The organism is Congzhengia minquanensis, from assembly GCF_014384785.1.
GTDB classification, from domain to species: Bacteria; Bacillota; Clostridia; order UBA1381; family UBA9506; genus Congzhengia; species Congzhengia minquanensis.
Genome location: NZ_JACRSU010000001.1, coordinates 1,057,909 through 1,073,544, shown reverse-complemented (window position 1 = coordinate 1,073,544; position 15,636 = coordinate 1,057,909). Strand labels below are relative to the sequence as shown.

Annotated in this window: 20 protein-coding genes; 4 read left to right on the top strand and 16 right to left on the bottom strand. The window is 46.4% G+C overall.

The window, feature by feature from the left end; genetic code table 11:
- The 4 genes from H8698_RS05170 to H8698_RS05155 form a co-directional block, all read left to right on the top strand.
- Positions 1-267: S-layer homology domain-containing protein (locus tag H8698_RS05170; protein ID WP_249311484.1), on the top strand; the 267-nt coding region annotated here is incomplete at its 5' end.
- Between the two features lie 11 nt (positions 268-278).
- On the top strand, positions 279-536 hold the full coding sequence (locus H8698_RS05165) for a hypothetical protein (RefSeq protein WP_249311482.1): 258 nt from the start codon (positions 279-281) through the stop codon (positions 534-536).
- A gap of 14 nt (positions 537-550) precedes the next feature.
- Positions 551-844: a phage holin family protein gene (locus H8698_RS05160; protein ID WP_249311481.1), complete on the top strand. Its 294-nt coding sequence runs from the start codon at positions 551-553 to the stop codon at positions 842-844.
- Positions 845-1,244: 400 nt separating this feature from the next.
- On the top strand, positions 1,245-1,691 hold the full coding sequence (locus H8698_RS05155; RefSeq protein ID WP_249311480.1) for a hypothetical protein: 447 nt from the start codon (positions 1,245-1,247) through the stop codon (positions 1,689-1,691).
- Positions 1,692-2,199: 508 nt separating this feature from the next.
- On the opposite strand, the gene H8698_RS05150 is transcribed toward H8698_RS05155, so the two are convergent.
- The 16 genes from H8698_RS05150 to H8698_RS05075 form a co-directional block, all read right to left on the bottom strand.
- Positions 2,200-3,963 carry a recombinase family protein gene (locus H8698_RS05150; protein WP_249311479.1) on the bottom strand — a complete coding sequence of 588 codons (1,764 nt, stop codon included), beginning with the start codon at positions 3,961-3,963 and terminating at the stop codon, positions 2,200-2,202.
- Complete coding sequence (locus H8698_RS05145) at positions 3,960-4,226, bottom strand: hypothetical protein (protein ID WP_249311477.1); 267 nt, start codon at positions 4,224-4,226, stop codon at positions 3,960-3,962. Before H8698_RS05145 ends, H8698_RS05150 begins: the two co-directional genes overlap by 4 nt.
- 263 nt (positions 4,227-4,489) lie before the next feature.
- Positions 4,490-5,767, bottom strand: a complete 1,278-nt coding sequence (mobQ, locus tag H8698_RS05140) for a MobQ family relaxase (protein WP_249311476.1) — start codon at positions 5,765-5,767, stop codon at positions 4,490-4,492.
- The gene (locus H8698_RS05135; protein WP_249311474.1) at positions 5,715-6,032 is read right to left on the bottom strand and encodes a DUF3847 domain-containing protein; all 318 of its coding nucleotides are present in this window, start codon (positions 6,030-6,032) and stop codon (positions 5,715-5,717) included. The genes mobQ and H8698_RS05135 overlap by 53 nt, the downstream gene beginning before the upstream one ends.
- A gap of 308 nt (positions 6,033-6,340) precedes the next feature.
- Positions 6,341-7,354, bottom strand: coding sequence for a hypothetical protein (locus H8698_RS05130; protein WP_249311472.1), 1,014 nt, complete (start codon positions 7,352-7,354; stop codon positions 6,341-6,343).
- A 12-nt stretch (positions 7,355-7,366) separates the two neighbouring features.
- Positions 7,367-8,119 (bottom strand): TerB family tellurite resistance protein, encoded by a 753-nt coding sequence (locus H8698_RS05125; protein WP_249311471.1) that lies wholly within the window; start codon positions 8,117-8,119, stop codon positions 7,367-7,369.
- A 16-nt stretch (positions 8,120-8,135) separates the two neighbouring features.
- On the bottom strand, positions 8,136-10,529 hold the full coding sequence (locus H8698_RS05120; RefSeq protein WP_249311469.1) for a M48 family metallopeptidase: 2,394 nt from the start codon (positions 10,527-10,529) through the stop codon (positions 8,136-8,138).
- 35 nt (positions 10,530-10,564) lie between these two features.
- A complete protein-coding gene (locus H8698_RS05115; RefSeq protein ID WP_249311467.1) occupies positions 10,565-10,777 on the bottom strand; it encodes a helix-turn-helix domain-containing protein in 213 nt (70 codons plus the stop codon).
- A gap of 132 nt (positions 10,778-10,909) precedes the next feature.
- A complete protein-coding gene (locus H8698_RS05110; protein ID WP_249311515.1) occupies positions 10,910-11,206 on the bottom strand; it encodes a hypothetical protein in 297 nt (98 codons plus the stop codon).
- Positions 11,207-11,359: 153 nt separating this feature from the next.
- Positions 11,360-11,563, bottom strand: coding sequence for a helix-turn-helix domain-containing protein (locus H8698_RS05105; RefSeq protein WP_249311465.1), 204 nt, complete (start codon positions 11,561-11,563; stop codon positions 11,360-11,362).
- A gap of 65 nt (positions 11,564-11,628) precedes the next feature.
- The gene (locus tag H8698_RS05100) at positions 11,629-12,570 is read right to left on the bottom strand and encodes a helix-turn-helix domain-containing protein (protein WP_249311463.1); all 942 of its coding nucleotides are present in this window, start codon (positions 12,568-12,570) and stop codon (positions 11,629-11,631) included.
- Positions 12,571-12,763: 193 nt separating this feature from the next.
- Entirely contained in the window at positions 12,764-13,135 is a 372-nt protein-coding gene (locus H8698_RS05095; RefSeq protein ID WP_249311461.1) for a hypothetical protein, read from the bottom strand.
- 264 nt (positions 13,136-13,399) lie between these two features.
- A complete protein-coding gene (locus H8698_RS05090) occupies positions 13,400-13,645 on the bottom strand; it encodes a DUF6061 family protein (RefSeq protein WP_249311459.1) in 246 nt (81 codons plus the stop codon).
- Between the two features lie 171 nt (positions 13,646-13,816).
- Complete coding sequence (locus H8698_RS05085) at positions 13,817-14,614, bottom strand: DUF4097 family beta strand repeat-containing protein (protein WP_249311458.1); 798 nt, start codon at positions 14,612-14,614, stop codon at positions 13,817-13,819.
- Positions 14,611-15,210 carry a DUF1700 domain-containing protein gene (locus H8698_RS05080; RefSeq protein ID WP_249311457.1) on the bottom strand — a complete coding sequence of 200 codons (600 nt, stop codon included), beginning with the start codon at positions 15,208-15,210 and terminating at the stop codon, positions 14,611-14,613. Before H8698_RS05080 ends, H8698_RS05085 begins: the two co-directional genes overlap by 4 nt.
- The gene (locus H8698_RS05075; RefSeq protein WP_177678476.1) at positions 15,203-15,520 is read right to left on the bottom strand and encodes a PadR family transcriptional regulator; all 318 of its coding nucleotides are present in this window, start codon (positions 15,518-15,520) and stop codon (positions 15,203-15,205) included. Before H8698_RS05075 ends, H8698_RS05080 begins: the two co-directional genes overlap by 8 nt.
- Between the last annotated feature and the right edge of the window lie 116 nt (positions 15,521-15,636).

Below are 15,636 nucleotides of genomic sequence, written 5' to 3'. Positions count from 1 at the left end.
AGAAAGAACTGTCCGGCCTCAATGAGCGCAAATAACTGGGCGCTGTGGGAAAAGTTTAAACAGTTGATAAGGGAGGAAATAAAAATGGCAGAATGTAAATTTACAGACATCAGCGGGCACTACGGAGAAAAGCAGATTCGGGAAGTGTTTGAAATGGGGATTATGAACGGGGTGGACGAAACCCATTTTAACCCGAATGAACCAGTGACAAGAGCACAGGCGGCTATCATTGCGCGGAATGTTGTGCGGTATATTACGGGAAAGTAGGGGTGTGGACTATGGAATGGACGGTTGTAACCGTTATTGTTTCTTTGGTTGGTTTGCTGGCGGCGGTAGCCACCCCGATTGCAAGGTTAAATTCCACCATAGCAAAGCTTACAACGCAAATGGAAGCGTTTATGAACGGTTTGGACGAATTTAAAAAACGATATACAAATCAGCTTCAGGAGTTTCACAAGACCCATGAGGATATTTATGGGAAAGTGAATAATCACGAAAAGCGGATTACGGTTTTAGAAACTGTGAACAAGAAATGAAAGGGGAAAACACCATGTTTGATGTTTTGAATGAACTGATATGTCCGGAATTGCTTGTGCTGGTTCCGGTATTGTACTTAATTGGTTTTGCGCTGAAAAAGAGCGCGTTTAAGGACAAGCATATTCCTTGGCTGCTGGGCGTAGTTGGCATACTGTTGAGCACGGTATATTTAATCGCCAATTCGGAGGTTGTTGGGTGGCGAGATGTGTTGGCTGTGTTATTCGCGGGAATTACCCAGGGGGTATTGGTGGCTGGGGCCAGTGTGTATGTGAATCAGCTGGCGAAGCAAAAAGGGGAAAAGGAATAAATAATGGAGGTCCCGCATGTGGCGGGAATGGGTGCAAAGCGGCTTAAAAGTAGGATTTCCACCTGTACTCGGAACGGGTGAAAGGCGATAGCCTTTTGGGAAAGATGGAGCGCCATCAAAATTTTTAATTTTGCAAATAGCGCCCATGTGATAGCGCCCCAAGCGGGCAAGCCAATGGCGCAGCCTGATTGGAACGGCGCGAACCACGGAGCAATGGCGAAATGACATGAGAAATTTTCGTAAGAAAATTTTGAACAAAGCGGAGTTTGTCCCGGCGTGTATCATGTATTTCAATTTTGTTTCGAATTGTGACAATTGATTGACGGTTTTGACAAAATAAATTATTGTTAAACTGTTATTTTAAAATACAATATCGACAAACAAGGGGGAATTTTGTAACATGAACGGATATTTTTCTCACAAAGTTAAAAGCATTTGGGCTGTTTTTCTTGCATTGATTGCGTCTATGTTGGTGTTGTCTGGCTGCGGTGGAACGTCAGATGGGGCCAGCAGTGCGGCGAACAGCACGGCAGTGGTTACTGTGGACGCAACACCGGTTCCGACTCCGGAGGTTACGCCCGAGACACTACCCGAACCGACTCCCGTGGTTACGCCTGAACCAACGCCTGTGCCGACTCCGATAGCTACGCTTGAACCAACGCCTGCACCAACTACAAAGGCAACGAAGGCGCCGGCCAAAAAAGAAGCAACGGTTGTTGTGACCCGGACGGGGGAGAAGTATCATACTGCTTCTTGCAGGTATGTTAGAGGAAAGAACGACACGAGAACTTTAACGCTGAGCAAAGCAAAGGCGCAAGGTTATTCGGCGTGTAAGGTTTGTCATTAAATTCGGTTGTACAAGAGGCGGAACGTTCCGCCTCTTGTGTTTTAATGTGATTATTATTTGACTGAATTTTTGACTGATTAAGCGGCAAAAAACAGCGGTAATTTACGGTAAATGAGATGTACAGAAAAACGAAGAAAAGCCTTATGTAGCCTGCGTTGCGAGGGTTTTTGATAAACAGCGTAAAAAGGCGTTTGATTAACTCTTAATCAGGGTGTCCGGGGTTCGAGCCCCCGATGGTGTACCACGTCGGAGTAAGCTTTGCTTGCTCCGATTTTTTTTGCAGAAAAAATCAATCGCCCGCGCCGCTACTCCTCCTTTTTCGCAAAAAGGCCTGCTCGGCTCGCCTGCGCGCTTGCGACGGCTCGCTGTCGCTACCACCTTTTTGCGAGTACGCCTGCGGCGCGAAGGATATCTAAATTGTTCACTCTTCCCACCAGAAAACCCCGCAGCTGCAAGGCTAAACAGTGACAAGTAACTATTTGTCCCAGAGAACGGTGTGACCCGAAGGTCACGCCGTTTTCTGCATTTGTTTCGTAATTCTTTCATAGACGATAGGCTGAGAGAAGATTTCGAGGTCAAGCTCGTCAACGAAGTTCCAAAAAATCTTGATTTTCTGCTTGCGCTTGCCGCTGGACTTGTCCGAGGCAAACACTTCGATTTTTCGGATATACTCATTTACGATGGCCTGTGTCAGCTCCGTCATGTCAACATATTTGTTGACCAGTTCCACAAAGCCGTCAAGGCCGTGGCTCATATTCTCCTGTTCTTCGACCCATCCTTCTCTGATGGCGATTTCGTCCTGTAACCGCTTTTGCTCCGCTTCGTACTCTGCGCTCATCTTCCTGTACCGTTCCATAGGCAGATTGCCGAGGACGAAATCTTCATACAGATGGGAGATCAGAATATCGAGGTCGGCACAGCGTTTCTTTGCGGCCGCTACTCTCCGTTTGTCCTCACGGATACCTTCTTCCCAATCCTCTTGCCTGCAACGGAGCCATTCTTCCTTGAATCCATTCACATCGCTGCGGATGTAGGCGTTCACAGCAAGGATACGTTCCAGCACCAAATCCCGCAGGGTGTCCTCACGGATATAGTGTGCGCTGCAGGTTCCTCTGTTGCTCTTGTAACTGGAGCATACATAGTGATCCTGCTTTCCCTCAAAGCTCTTGCAGGTGGCAAAATGGAGCTTGTTGCCGCAGTCGGCGCAGAACAATAGACCTGAGAACAATCCCTGCCGTTCCGCTTTTGCGGGGCGGCGTTTGTTTTGCCGAAGCTGCTGTACTCTGTCCCATTGTACCTTGGTGATGATGGCTTCCTGCGTGTCCTCCAGAATATACATATTCTCTGGGGCATTAGGCAGTCTCTTTTTGAGCTTGAAGGATTTGGAGTAGGTCTTGAAATTGCAGGTGCAGCCGGTGTACTCGATCCGTTCCAGAATACCGACCACGGAATTGTCATTCCAACGGTACGGAAATTCCGGCAGGGGCTTGCCTTTCTTCATGGCATAGTAGGATTTGACTGTAAGCACCTGTTCCTTTTCAAGCATCCTTGCGATTCTTGACGGTCCGTTTCCGTCGATGCAAAGAGCAAAGATGTGTCTGACCACCTTTGCCGCCTCCTCATCGACGAGCCAGTAGCCGGGGTTGTTCGGGTCTTCGATATAGCCGAAGGGCGCTTGACCGAGGTGCTTTCCGCTTGTTCCTTTCTGACGGAACACCGCACGAACTTTCTTTGAAGTATCTCTGGGATACCATTCGTTGAAAAGATTGCGGATTGCGGTAAAACCCTCATTGTCGCCCCGTTCGCTGTCAACGCCATCGGTGACGGCGATGAAGCGAACATCATAGCTGGGGAAGATAATATCCGTGTACTGTCCGACGGTCAGATAGTCACGACCGAAGCGTGACATATCCTTGACCAGCCAGCAGCCCACAAGCCCCTGCTTGACAAGCTCGAAGCCCTCCTGCACGCCCGGACGGTTGAAATTCGTACCCGTATAACCGTCGTCGATCAGGACTTTCAGATTCGTGTAGCCATGGTCTTTTGCGTAGCGAAGAAGCAGTTCCTTTTGGTTCTGTATCGAATTCGACTCATCTGCCTTGGAATTGCCCTTTCCGTCTTTGGCGTCATCCTTGATGTCCTCCACGGACAGGCGGCAGTAGATGATGGTGATTTTCTGCTGATCCAACATAATTTCCTCCTTTGGTTGTTGGTCAGCCGACAGAACCGTTGTGCATGGTTCTATATTAACATAACTTTTTGTATCTGTCATGAACAACAGCCCCCTTTCCCAAGATTTTTGTCAGAAAAAATGAGCCGCCTGACCTTATCGGTCAGTTTCTCGGTTCCGGCACACTCGGTTTCGATGGTAAACCAGGTATTACCGATGCGGCGCTCAATCGTACCGTGGAACGGGTTATGATTGAGCCAGTAGATGCGGCATTCCTCCAAAAAATCTTCCGGTGGAAAATAGAGCATATCAAAACAGGCGCAAAGGTCGATGGGTTCGTATGCTGTGGTAAATTCGTTGGTCATGCAATTCCTCCTTAAAGTTCATTTTCGTGGTGGCGGGTTTTGCTCTGTTCGTGAAGCTGCTGCTTTTCGTTTGTGGCACCTTTGACTGCAAGGGTTACTTGACGAAGATTGCGGACACCGTCACGGAGCGCATCCATTGCTTTTTGCTGGGATGCGTATTCGCTTTCCAGTTCCGCAACCTCTTTTCGCCACTTCGTCAGCGGCAGCTTCCCATCGTGGAAGTGCGGTTTCAGCTTGCGCTCGGCGGCGTAATATTTGCGAAGCTAGCTTTCGTGTTCTCCCTTGAATTTGTCTTTTTTGCCCTTGAACTTGATGCGATACCACTCGTCATACACGGGTTTGGTATCTGCATAATTCTGTGCTTGCCGGAGAAGTTCAGATATTTCTTTTATTTTGGCTTCAACCGATTTGCAGGAAGCAGATCGTGCGTCCAGCTTTTCCTGCTGGTCAGATACCCTTGCTTCCAGATCGGCAACGGTACGCAGATTATTCTCTCGGACATAGTTTACAAGCTGGCTCATATTTTTGAGATTGCCAACCTTGGCGTAAACACTCCACGCACCGGCGTTGCGTCCGCTGTAGTAGTCGGTAATCAGTTTGGTAAGGGTAGGTTCTTTCGGTGCTTTCAGCTCACGGTTAATCTCACGGATGGCAGCAAACAGCTCACTCAGCATGGAAACGATATTTTTTCGCATACTGTTGATACGGCGAATCCAGCGGTTCAGCTCACCCTTGTCGGTGAGGATGCCTTTTGCTTCCATTTCACGCACAGCCGGTCCTTCGTGGATGGTGGGAACGATGTCAAGGCCCTGCTGTTCATAGCTGCGGTGGTCGATACGGCAATCCAAATTCTTCTCCGCAAATTTAGCGTTGCACAGTTCAGCCCATGCCTGCCGCCAATGCTCCAAGGTTTCCGGTCTGCCCCAATCGGTAGTAGGGACGGCGTTGAATACATAGTGACCGGCATCGTCACGGACACGGTTTCCGTTTTCGTCCAACACATACTCCCGCCGCTGTTTTGTTCCCCATGTGCTATCGGAGTTGATCGGTCGGATGGGGCAGAGAAAATGGAAATGGGGATTGGCAATGCCGCCGTCCTCTTTATCTGGCGAGTGAACAGCGAAGTCTACCGTCATGCCCCGGCTCACAAACTCATCCAGTAAAAACTGCCTTGCAAGGTCGATGTTTTCTTCCATAGAAAACTCGTTCTGCAAGGCAATGTCAAAGCTGTATGCGAGCTGTGCTTTCGGGTGCTGCTCGATTTTTTCAACGGCGTTCCATAAAGTTTCACGGTCTGCAAATTCTTTGGGCGCATGGGGCGGCAGCAGAATCTCCGAGCAAATCACGCCGCCCTTTTTGGTGTAGTCCGCATCCTCGCCGTAGTAATTGCTGTGCAGCTTTTCTCCCGCACGATAGGCAGCGGCAGCAATGGCAGACTGTCCTTTGCTGCGCTTGATTTGGAAAACATGGAAATGGTATAGGGACAGGTTATTCACCTCCTCGATTGATACGGCTGTTGTGGCTGTGTACGGCTCTCTCAATGGCTTTACGCACATCCGGCTGACGGAGCAGATGTTCAAATAAATCGTAGAACTCGGTTTCGGTCAGCGTTTGCAGTTCGGGGGCACAATGCTCGATATACCCCATACGGGAGCAGAGCCGATGGGTGCGCTTACTGCGGTCGCCCTTGTTCAGATACCGGATGCGGTTGTCCAGCCGTTCGTTCTGATGCCTGAGCTGTTCGATCTTCTGCTCGGCTGCTGTCTTTTCAGCTTCCAGTTCGGGAATGGTTTTCTTCTTGGACATAGGCTTTCCTCCTTCAAATAAAAGTACCGACTGCCCGGATGAGCAATCGGTATGTAAAAGGTTTCGGTATATGTTTTTAAGACCTGCCGACGGGGAGCAGTTTGTCAAAACTGCTTCACGGCGGCTGGTGCGCAGGTGATAGATGCGAAGCATCGCAAGAGGGTGCAGCCCGCTTGTTCGGAACGGAGTGACGCAAAACAGCCCAGACTTCGAGTGTCTGGGCTGTCTGCCTCGCAGAGCGCACATACCGGGCATGACCCGGTATAGAAGTGCGCCCTTTGTTCCAAAGGGATTTTCGTGACTGTTAATCAGATGTTGATTCTCATGTTCTGCAAGAATCCTTCGATATTTGTTGCTGTTGCTTCGGACTCATCTGTGAGCAGACCATCATCTGTCAAAATGGGCGTGTCCAGCACGGATTTGATAGATACGGCAGTACTTGCACAAGAAGCAATCACTTTTCTGGACTCTGCGCTATATTGCTTGTAGTCATCACCCTCTGCTTGGAAAATATCCTCCATTTTATAGATCATGGGGAGAAAGTAGGTGTCAAGTCGTGCAAGCAGATTGTAGAACATATAAGTTCGTCTGCGGATGGTTTCGCATTGCAAAGATGCCGTGTTAAGCTGAGATGCAATTTGCAACGCCTCTGCTTTATTCGTATAAGCTTTTTCAAGGTCTTTCTTTGCGGCATGACCTGCTACAAATCCCATAACCATAAGTGCGGGACCGGCAACAAGCCCACCGAGGACTGCTGTACCTCCTGCCATACCAAGTCCTCCGGCAGCAAGCGACCCTCCACCGAAAAATGCCAAGGTAGCATTGGTGGCGGCAGCCCCACTTAAAGAAGCAATCGCTGTTCCTGTAGATGCACAGGCAAGTGCCTGCGCTACACCGTATGCGCCAAAGGCAGCCAATGCTCCACCGGCAGTTCCCGCTACTGCGCCTCCTGCAAGTGATCCCGCAAAGCTCACCATAGATTTCAGTTCCACAAATTCTTTCTCATCAACATGGAGCTTTTTCAGTTCTTCTAATCCCTCAGACTCACGAAAGTCAACATTTTTAATTTTCGTAAATGTATCAAGAAATCCTGTAATGCTACTGTTAAGAATAAATAGTTTTTCTTCACCGAGCTGACGCAGAGAATTTCCGCAAGCCATTCTCTGAGCGTTAAGCCACTCGGTAGAGGCTTCCACTATTTCATTCGCATTCTTATTGATTTTCTTCGCATTGTTCGCATCAATTCCGGCTTTAATGGTCTTTCCAACACCAAGCCCGCCTGTTGCTGCGGCAATGCCGATAAACAGTAATGGCAACGGCATATTGCGTCCTCCTTACAATGCTATAAGATCTAAAACACTTTCAAAAATGACATTCTTTCTATCCGCAAGTTCATTGACCATGGCTTCAATCGTGAGATACGGTCTGTTGGTAGTTTTAATCCACGCCAACTCTCGCTCAATATCCATGAGTGTCAACATACTGCTCTCCATTTCGAGGAACACCGCTTTATCAATGTTGAGTTTCCTAACAACATATTTCAGAAATCTTCTTTCGGCATCATTATACTTTTCATCGCTGTAGGCAACCGACAAAAGATTCCATACAAGGTGTTTTGGAGAAATGGATGCCCCCTCCGTTTTATGAGAAGAAAGCAGAGCTTCTTCTGCACCGTCTTGAAGTGCATCGTAATAATCTTCCGGGTCTATAACCTTGTCCAAAGCAGCTTGGCACTCCTGGATGATCTGCTCCTTGGATTTAGAGAAATCCGGGTCAAGCTCCATGCCAATCAAATCAAATTTTTCTTCTTCCATGTGATATATCTCTCCATCTGCCGCCATAAGGAAGTATATGAGCTTAATCGCAGAGTGGGTTGAGATGCTTGTAATAGTTTGCGGCGGCGAAGTCACCTCGACAGAAGGCTTGTCCTCTTCGGCCTTTTTGAAAAGGCTTTTTATGCGCTCCGATGTTTTTTCGCCTGTTTCCTTAATGTCGGGAAGCTCAACTTCTTTCGCCTTTGCCTTGACTGTATCTACGGCATCGTGCAAAGAACTTTTTAATCCCTTGCCAAAATCTTTTATAGCCATAACCGTCCCTCCCGGATCATAGTACAAGAGGAATATCAGACTCCATCAAGTCGTCAAATTCCTTTTGATTTGCAAATTGCGGCTCTCTGCCGAGAACTCTTTGTATTACAACATTGCCTTTTATCACCAGATCAGAATCGCTGGATGCAATACCTTGATTCATAAAGTCAAAGCCGCACATAAACGCTTCTATATCCTCTGCAAAATACTGAGAAACCTTTTCTTCAAGCTGCTCCTTAAATTGCTGGAGCTGGCCCAAGAAAACAGCAGCTTTCGCTTCGGACAGGATCATCTTTTCATGGATAAGCTGCGTTTCTTTTCGCTCATTTGAGATTTCCTTGACAATGGCAACAGCAGCTCTGCCGGCACCGACATAGTTAAACCTTGTAACAAAGCGTCCGGAAAACAGCACCCAGTTCCCGCCAGATTCAATCGCTGCGTGTACCGCCGCATCTGCCGTATCTGCAACGGTAAATGTCATACTGGCAACCGCAAGCATACGGTCAACGGTTCGGTTGCGGAAAGGAACCACATTGTTCCAGTTGATCTTCGCAACATCACTTCCGTGTTCTGCGAGTTCAGCCGCCAGATGGGAAACAAAATAACCGATGCGAACATAAATCTCATTGAAAGCTACGGGGATGGCTTGTTTGCCCGCCGCTTTATAAAGAGGAATTTCATGGCGAAGATCAATTTTTTGCTTTTCGTAAAGTTCATTGACAAACATCGGCAGCCCAGTGTTCCGCATGATCGGCAGCGAGGCAAATTCGTACAAGAGAGAAATGAACACGCCCGGAATACCCATGCCTCCACCAGCAGTATTCTTGGAGCCGCCCATGTCACTCACCAAATGCCCAAACCAATTATCTGCGCACTTGGCAAGTTCGATAATCATCGGTGTTGATGCCACCAAATGAGCAAGCTTACGGAGTGCGGCAGGAATTTCTTTAACCTCGTCCTGTTCATATTTTTTTGTTGCAATAAACACCAGCCAATTCAATATGCCGGTGATTACAGCCGGGGTAAGGATTTCAACAATGTCTTTTGCCGATGTTTCGACAAGGGCAAAGTGCCACTCGCCATCTTTGTTTACGAATGTTCCGATCCTCAGAAATTGAACAATTACGGAAGAAACAAGCCCCAGCGGAGTAGGATGATGTGCCAGATCAGCCAGATGGTGATTTTTTGCAGAAACACCTATTCCGGCACCTTTCCAAACATTGTCCTGCGCTACCTTAAACGCTTTTTCGAGATCTCCAATAGCATCTTTCAAACGTTCACGGTCAAAGCCCCGTGCATTGGCATATTCTTGAATAAAATTGTTGACCTGCTGATGTGAGAGCGCAACATCCCCATCCGTAATGATTGTTTCGCCAACAAATAACGCATCTATCGCTCCTGCCATAATCCCACTAAACACGGCAAAAGCATAATCCCCTTTGTCAGTTTTGCTGGTATATTTTTCCAATTCGCAGTTTACCTTACGAAGCGCATTATTGAGAGCATCAATGTCTGCGGCTTGCTGCGGATTTGCCGATTCTGCAACCAATTCAGCGGCGACAACTTCCTGTTCCTGCGGTTGATTTTCTGTTCTATTCTTTTCCTCAACAGTGTATGTGCCATCAAGGATTCTTTGGAATTGCTCTGTATTTGCCCATCCGTGGCTTTCATAGGCACGGGTCGCCAATCTGGGGTGACTCTCATCCTGTGTTAGCATTTGCTCCATGAGCTTATTGGACTTTGAATCATTTACAAATGCCTTCAAATCCATAGCCTGTTTCAGAAATTCTGCACGATTGATATTTTCGTACCCGTGAAGTTTCAAAAGAACATCTATTGTTTTATCTGCTGTGCCATCACATAGAACGGCGGCTCGGTCAGCAGATAGCTCGCTGCACCGATCCCAAAACAACAAGGCTCGTACCAAAGTGGGAGTAAGGTATTTTCTGATAGCAGGTATTCTGGATAAGGGGCTGTTGTCAATACCATCAATCAGCTGACTCGCCATGGAATGATAAAGATAATGCTGACAGGCGATATGCCCACATTCATGTGCAAGCACTGTGGCAATCAGCTCGACGGGTATTTTCTCAACCAATTCCGATGTAACGAAAATATAGGGGCTTGTGCTACCGCCCGTAGCGGCATTCATCTTTTTGTACTTTATATAATACAGTTCGGGAACATCTATTCCCAACTTCTCGCATATAGGAGGAAGCAAATTATATATTTCGGGGAATTGATTTTCGCTCAGTCTGATTGCAGAAGACAGAAAATTGATTTTAGCTGCTTTCTCATCCACATTGGCGATATATGATTCCCGCAACTTAGCAAATTTCGGGAAAATGCTAAGTGCATCAAACGCTTTCTGATCTAATTCGTGTTTATATAAATTCGGACTGAACGACATAGCATCGAATCCTTTCTCTGGTTTTGTAGGAAGCTTTATTCTCTTGAGTCCGGCACAAACTCAACAATATCGTCCAGTTTGCAATCAAGAGAGGTACACAACTTTTCCAGAATATTTACTCGGACATCTTCATTCTTTCCAAGCTTTGCCATTGCATTTGTACTGATTCCCGCAAGATGTGTTAGCTCTGTTTTACTCATATTTTTATCAATCATCATCTTCCAAAGTTTATTGTAATTGACCGCCATACAACAACCTCCGTTTCAGTCTTGCGGCTTACCATTGCAGAAAATAATCTACACTAATTATAGCACAGAAAATGTCAAAAATCAAGATATTCTTGTAAATTGCAAGAAACAAGACAGTTATATTTTATCCAATCAACCACAATTTATCGCTATCCCGTTCTTCTTCGCCCATTCGCTTGCCGCTTGGCGGCGTTCCTCGCTGTATGGGGCAGTCAACCGAATAGAGAAGCGACCCTTTTGAATTTCAAAAGCCTTACAACCGATTTCTGCATCATCCTCAGTCAGCTTGCAAAAATCGGGATACTGCTCCGCATAAGCGGTCAGCCGTTTCTTCAGATTGGTGTTGTGTGTACGGATAAAAACGGGATTGCCGGTTTCATCAAAGATAATTTCGGTGGTCTTTTGTGCTTTTGTCAGTCCTGTTCGCATAAAGCTCCTTTCTACGCCCTTGTTTGAAAGCAAGAGCTTCTTTCGTGTGTTATTCTCGGTTCTTGACTTGGCAAAATCAGCGGTTTTCAAAAAGAAAACGCTGTATCGTACCATTCCTTGTCTGAGCCATTTCTGTTCGATAATTTTGATATTTTACGGCTCTTGACCGTTGGTGTGGCGTTTCAGCCAAACGAGCAAATCTCGCTTCATCACCATCTTTCGCCCACCGATTTTCAGCGTTGGAAAATCTGGTTCGTTCAACAGATTGTAGGCTCCTGCTTTGGAAATCTGCAAGGCTTTGGCAAGCTGCTTTGCATCCATCACGTCGGGCATGGTTTCAAAGGGTTCTCTGGTCATATAAACTCCTTTCGGACATCAAAAAAGCAGCCACGGTTATCGTGACTGCCTTGATGAGCAAATTGTTATTTTGCGTGTTTATCCAAAAAGCTGCCGTACTCGCCGGACACATAATCCTCATACGCACCGGCGATCTTCTCAATGTGTTTGCTGACGGCGCTCGGTGTCCTGAATCCAACAGCGGCGGCAATGTCTTTGAGTGAGCTGCCGTCCATTCGCATCCGCAGGATTTGCTTGTCCTGCTCTGTTAGCTTTCGCTCAAACTGTTCAATACCGATTTTTTGCAGCACCTTTGTTTCAAACTCCGCCGATGGGTTGGGAATATCAAACAGCATTTCGCCGTCGATCATAGCGCCGGTCTCTGCGATTTCCTCGATAGAGAGGTGTCTGTGATTGCGGTCGTGATACCACGAACGGTTGAAGTCCCGCTTGTGGACGCTGGAGCCGCTATAATCGTCGGGATTGCGGTTTTTCCAGAACTCGTCGATCATCGGCTGCCAGTTTTCCTCGGCAACGATCATATCCGTAAGATTGCCAATCAGATTACTGAACTGCTGATAGGTGAGCCAGGGGTGTTCATCATCTCTGTCCATCAGAAACAGCCGTTGGAAACTCCAATCCATCTCCGTTTCAAACTTTTTGCGGAAATGCTTGATGATTTCATAGGACAGCCGCCACAATGGGAAGTCACCGGAGTAGTTCTTCCAATCACCGGGGATGTCCTTGTATGTGCCGTCTTTACTTGGCACTTGGAAGAATTGCCACGCAGACCACGCATAGCAGTCCCATACAAGCAACAGGAACATATCGTTTTTAACAATTTCCATACTGTCGGGATCGTCAAGCAGTTCATAAATGTTTCTCGGCAGGGACAGCGCAGGGGGATATTTCTCGACAAGCTCTCTCGGAAGCGCATAGAACAGTGTCAGCCATGAAAGATTGCTCCCTTGGGGTATTTCGATAATGCCATCGGGTACGACGGCGAAGAAGCTGTAGCGCAGGCTCATGTGGTTCATCTCCCTTCGATTTATTCTTATCTGCGTTACGGATAGTGTAGGTTACCAACTTGGGAACTTGACTCATCTGTAACGATTTTGCTGAAAGTGAAAAGTCTCATTTTCGGACTTTTCGTTACGGTTAGGCAAGTGGGCAAAATGTCCACTTGCGGTAATTGTAACATTTTGCGGTATTCCGTTACGCTTATTCCAAGTTGTCAACTTGACAACTTGCCTTATTCGTAACGCTTCCACGGCATGCTTTCTGCCGGCAGGCATTGCAGCAGAACTTGGCATCCGAACGTTTTGGGGTAAAGGTATTGCCGCAGGTCTGGCAGGTGCGGTCTTGTCTTGCATACTTTCGCCGCCACTTTAATTCCTTTTGATAGCCCCGGTTGCCACACAGGGAGTACAGGCAATACTTCTTGGTTTCAATCTGTGTGTAAAATACCCTGCCGCAGCCCTTGCAGTAAATCTTTCTGACCGCAAGGTCGGGGCATTCGCCGGAGACCTTCTTCTCATACTTTGCTTTCAAGTAGTCTTGATTGTTATATTCCCATTCGCTGTTCCAAATCATTTGTGCATCCTCCGTATTGAAAAAATTATGAGGGATTTTCATACCCCTCTATAACAGAGGGCACGAGAAGGCTCGTTTTTTTCCAACTTCTCAAAAATTTTTGGAAATTTTTCATTTTTTTACGATTGACATCGTGATCGAAGCGAAATAAACGATATTATCATTATTATACAGGAAAAATGTGAATAAATCTATTGTTTCCAGCGATGGCAAAAAAAGAAGTGGTATCCGAGCTACCAAGACTCGGATACCACCTCGGTTAGGTCAGTCAAGGGGCGTGTATTCCGTAACCGTTTTGAGATATGTTTCGGGATCGCCGTTCAGCACAAGGTCGGCGTAAGAAATGGGGGCGTTATAGATGAGATAGTCCAGCTCCGACCGTTGATACATATTGTCGGCAACCTCATTTTCCACGGCGATAGTGTCAATGGCGATCATACTGCCGTCGCTGAATTTCAGCTCGACACAGCAGTTATCCATATTATAGGCGCATGAAAGTAAAGACTTCATAAGAAACCTCCGTATGTTCATTTTGTTGATAGATAGCAAAATCCCGTCTGACTTCCTGTTAGAAATCAGACGGGATTTCCGTATGCACCCCGGTACCGTCAGCTAACAGTTGATAAGTGAATTAGTTCCTTATCACTGTTTAGCCAAGGCTTGCGGGGTTTTTGTTAATGATTAAGGCCGGTTGAACTTAATTTTAATATCACCGCATTCGTTTTCTGCTGTTAGGTCATAAAGTCCATTTGCCTGGTTTGAAAGGTTACAGTCGCCAAATTCTGTTTTGGCAGAAATGGTAAACTCGCTTTTTGCTGCGTTAATCGTGCCCGATATATCTCCAAACTGGCAGCTAAAGCGCATGGAATTGCTGACAATATTTTCAAAATCGATGTCTCCGCAGGAGTTGTCGGCGGAGAGCACGTCAGCACTTACATCTTCTAGGTCAATGTCACCAAACTCTGCAACACATTCTAGCTTTAAAAACGCGCTGCGTTCTAATTCAATATCTCCGGCGTTGGCAGAGGCGTGCACGGTTCCTTGTAAATTTGTTGCCTTAATGTCGCCATAATCTGTATGAAGGTCAAATTCAGGCGCCAAATCTTTCGGCAGCTCAACAGTAACGCGGCCGGTATTGCGGAAATTAATATCAATATAATCATACCACCGCTTATTCAGTTCTGAGGCGGGCATGGTTTGCATTGTGAAAACACCGTCCTCGGTGCTGATACGATAATCTTTTGTTTTTCCCGTATAGTAAGTTACTTTAATTTCGCTTGTATCTTTTGTGGTAATGTAAATATCGTCAAACGAAAGGTCTATATCAATTTTAAAGACCCCTTCGGATGGAAACGATTTTGTCTGCAGAACAGGCCCCGTCTTTGTTAGCGCGCCCATCGCAGCCGCGGCGCCTGCAATTATAATTCCGCCCAGCAGGAGTATTCCGGCTGTGAGCATAATAATTTTTTTCGATTTCATACTGCCGCACTTCCTTTCTTAACAAATGATTCTTTCACCTTGCGGAATAAAAACAGGGTAAAGCGAATGACCTGCTTGGAACACCACACAGAAAAGAAAAATAAAAATACTGAAAGTCCGATAGAAATGAGGGCAAAGCCAAAAAACAGCATGGCCTTAAGTGCCGCTTCGGCAAACACAAACGGTGTTGCCAAAAGAAATGCAATTGCGGAACACACAAGAGCGGCAAACACAGCAAAAAGGGAAATAACCAACGACCACACCGCGATATACAACGCAAAAATCACAACAATTGCGGCCAGCAACAGTGAAACCCACAGCGGGGATGATATTGCCAGCAAGATGGCGGTTAAAGTGTCGATTTTATGTTTTTTTACATCTTCTGTGACAAATTTGCGCAGCGGCGTTTCATCAATGAGCCGTCTGCCGATATCCGACGGGGCATCGAGCCGCGCAATGATGCTTGCTTCCTCTTCTCCTTCTTCTATGGCGTCATCAATTATTTCTGTGTAATAATCCAGCGTTTTTTGTTTTTCGCTTTCAGGGATGCCGGAAAGCGCCTTATTTAAGGCCTCTAAATATTCCTGCTTATTCATTTCCATACTCCTCCTTTATAAATTCGTATGCTTTCATAATTTCTTTCCATTCCGTTAAAAATAGCCGTATTTTATCCATGCCCGACGGTGTTATTTTATAATATTTCCGAAGCCGGCCATTATGTTCTACCGTATAAACCGTAATACAGCCGGAGCTTTCCAGCCGCTTTAAAATGGGGTAAAGGGTAGATTCAGAAATTTCAACATAGGGGGAAATGTCCTTAATGATTTTGTAGCCATAAGAATCCTCTTTGTTGATTGCAGTAAGAACGCAGACATCTAAAACGCCCCGTTTTAATTGCGCATCCATACATATCCCTCCTTTCACATTATATTATATAACGCATAGTATAATATGTCAAGCAGTATTGAAAAAGTTTTTGAAAACCTGTGAAAACTATGGTACAATAGAAACAAAAGGAGGAA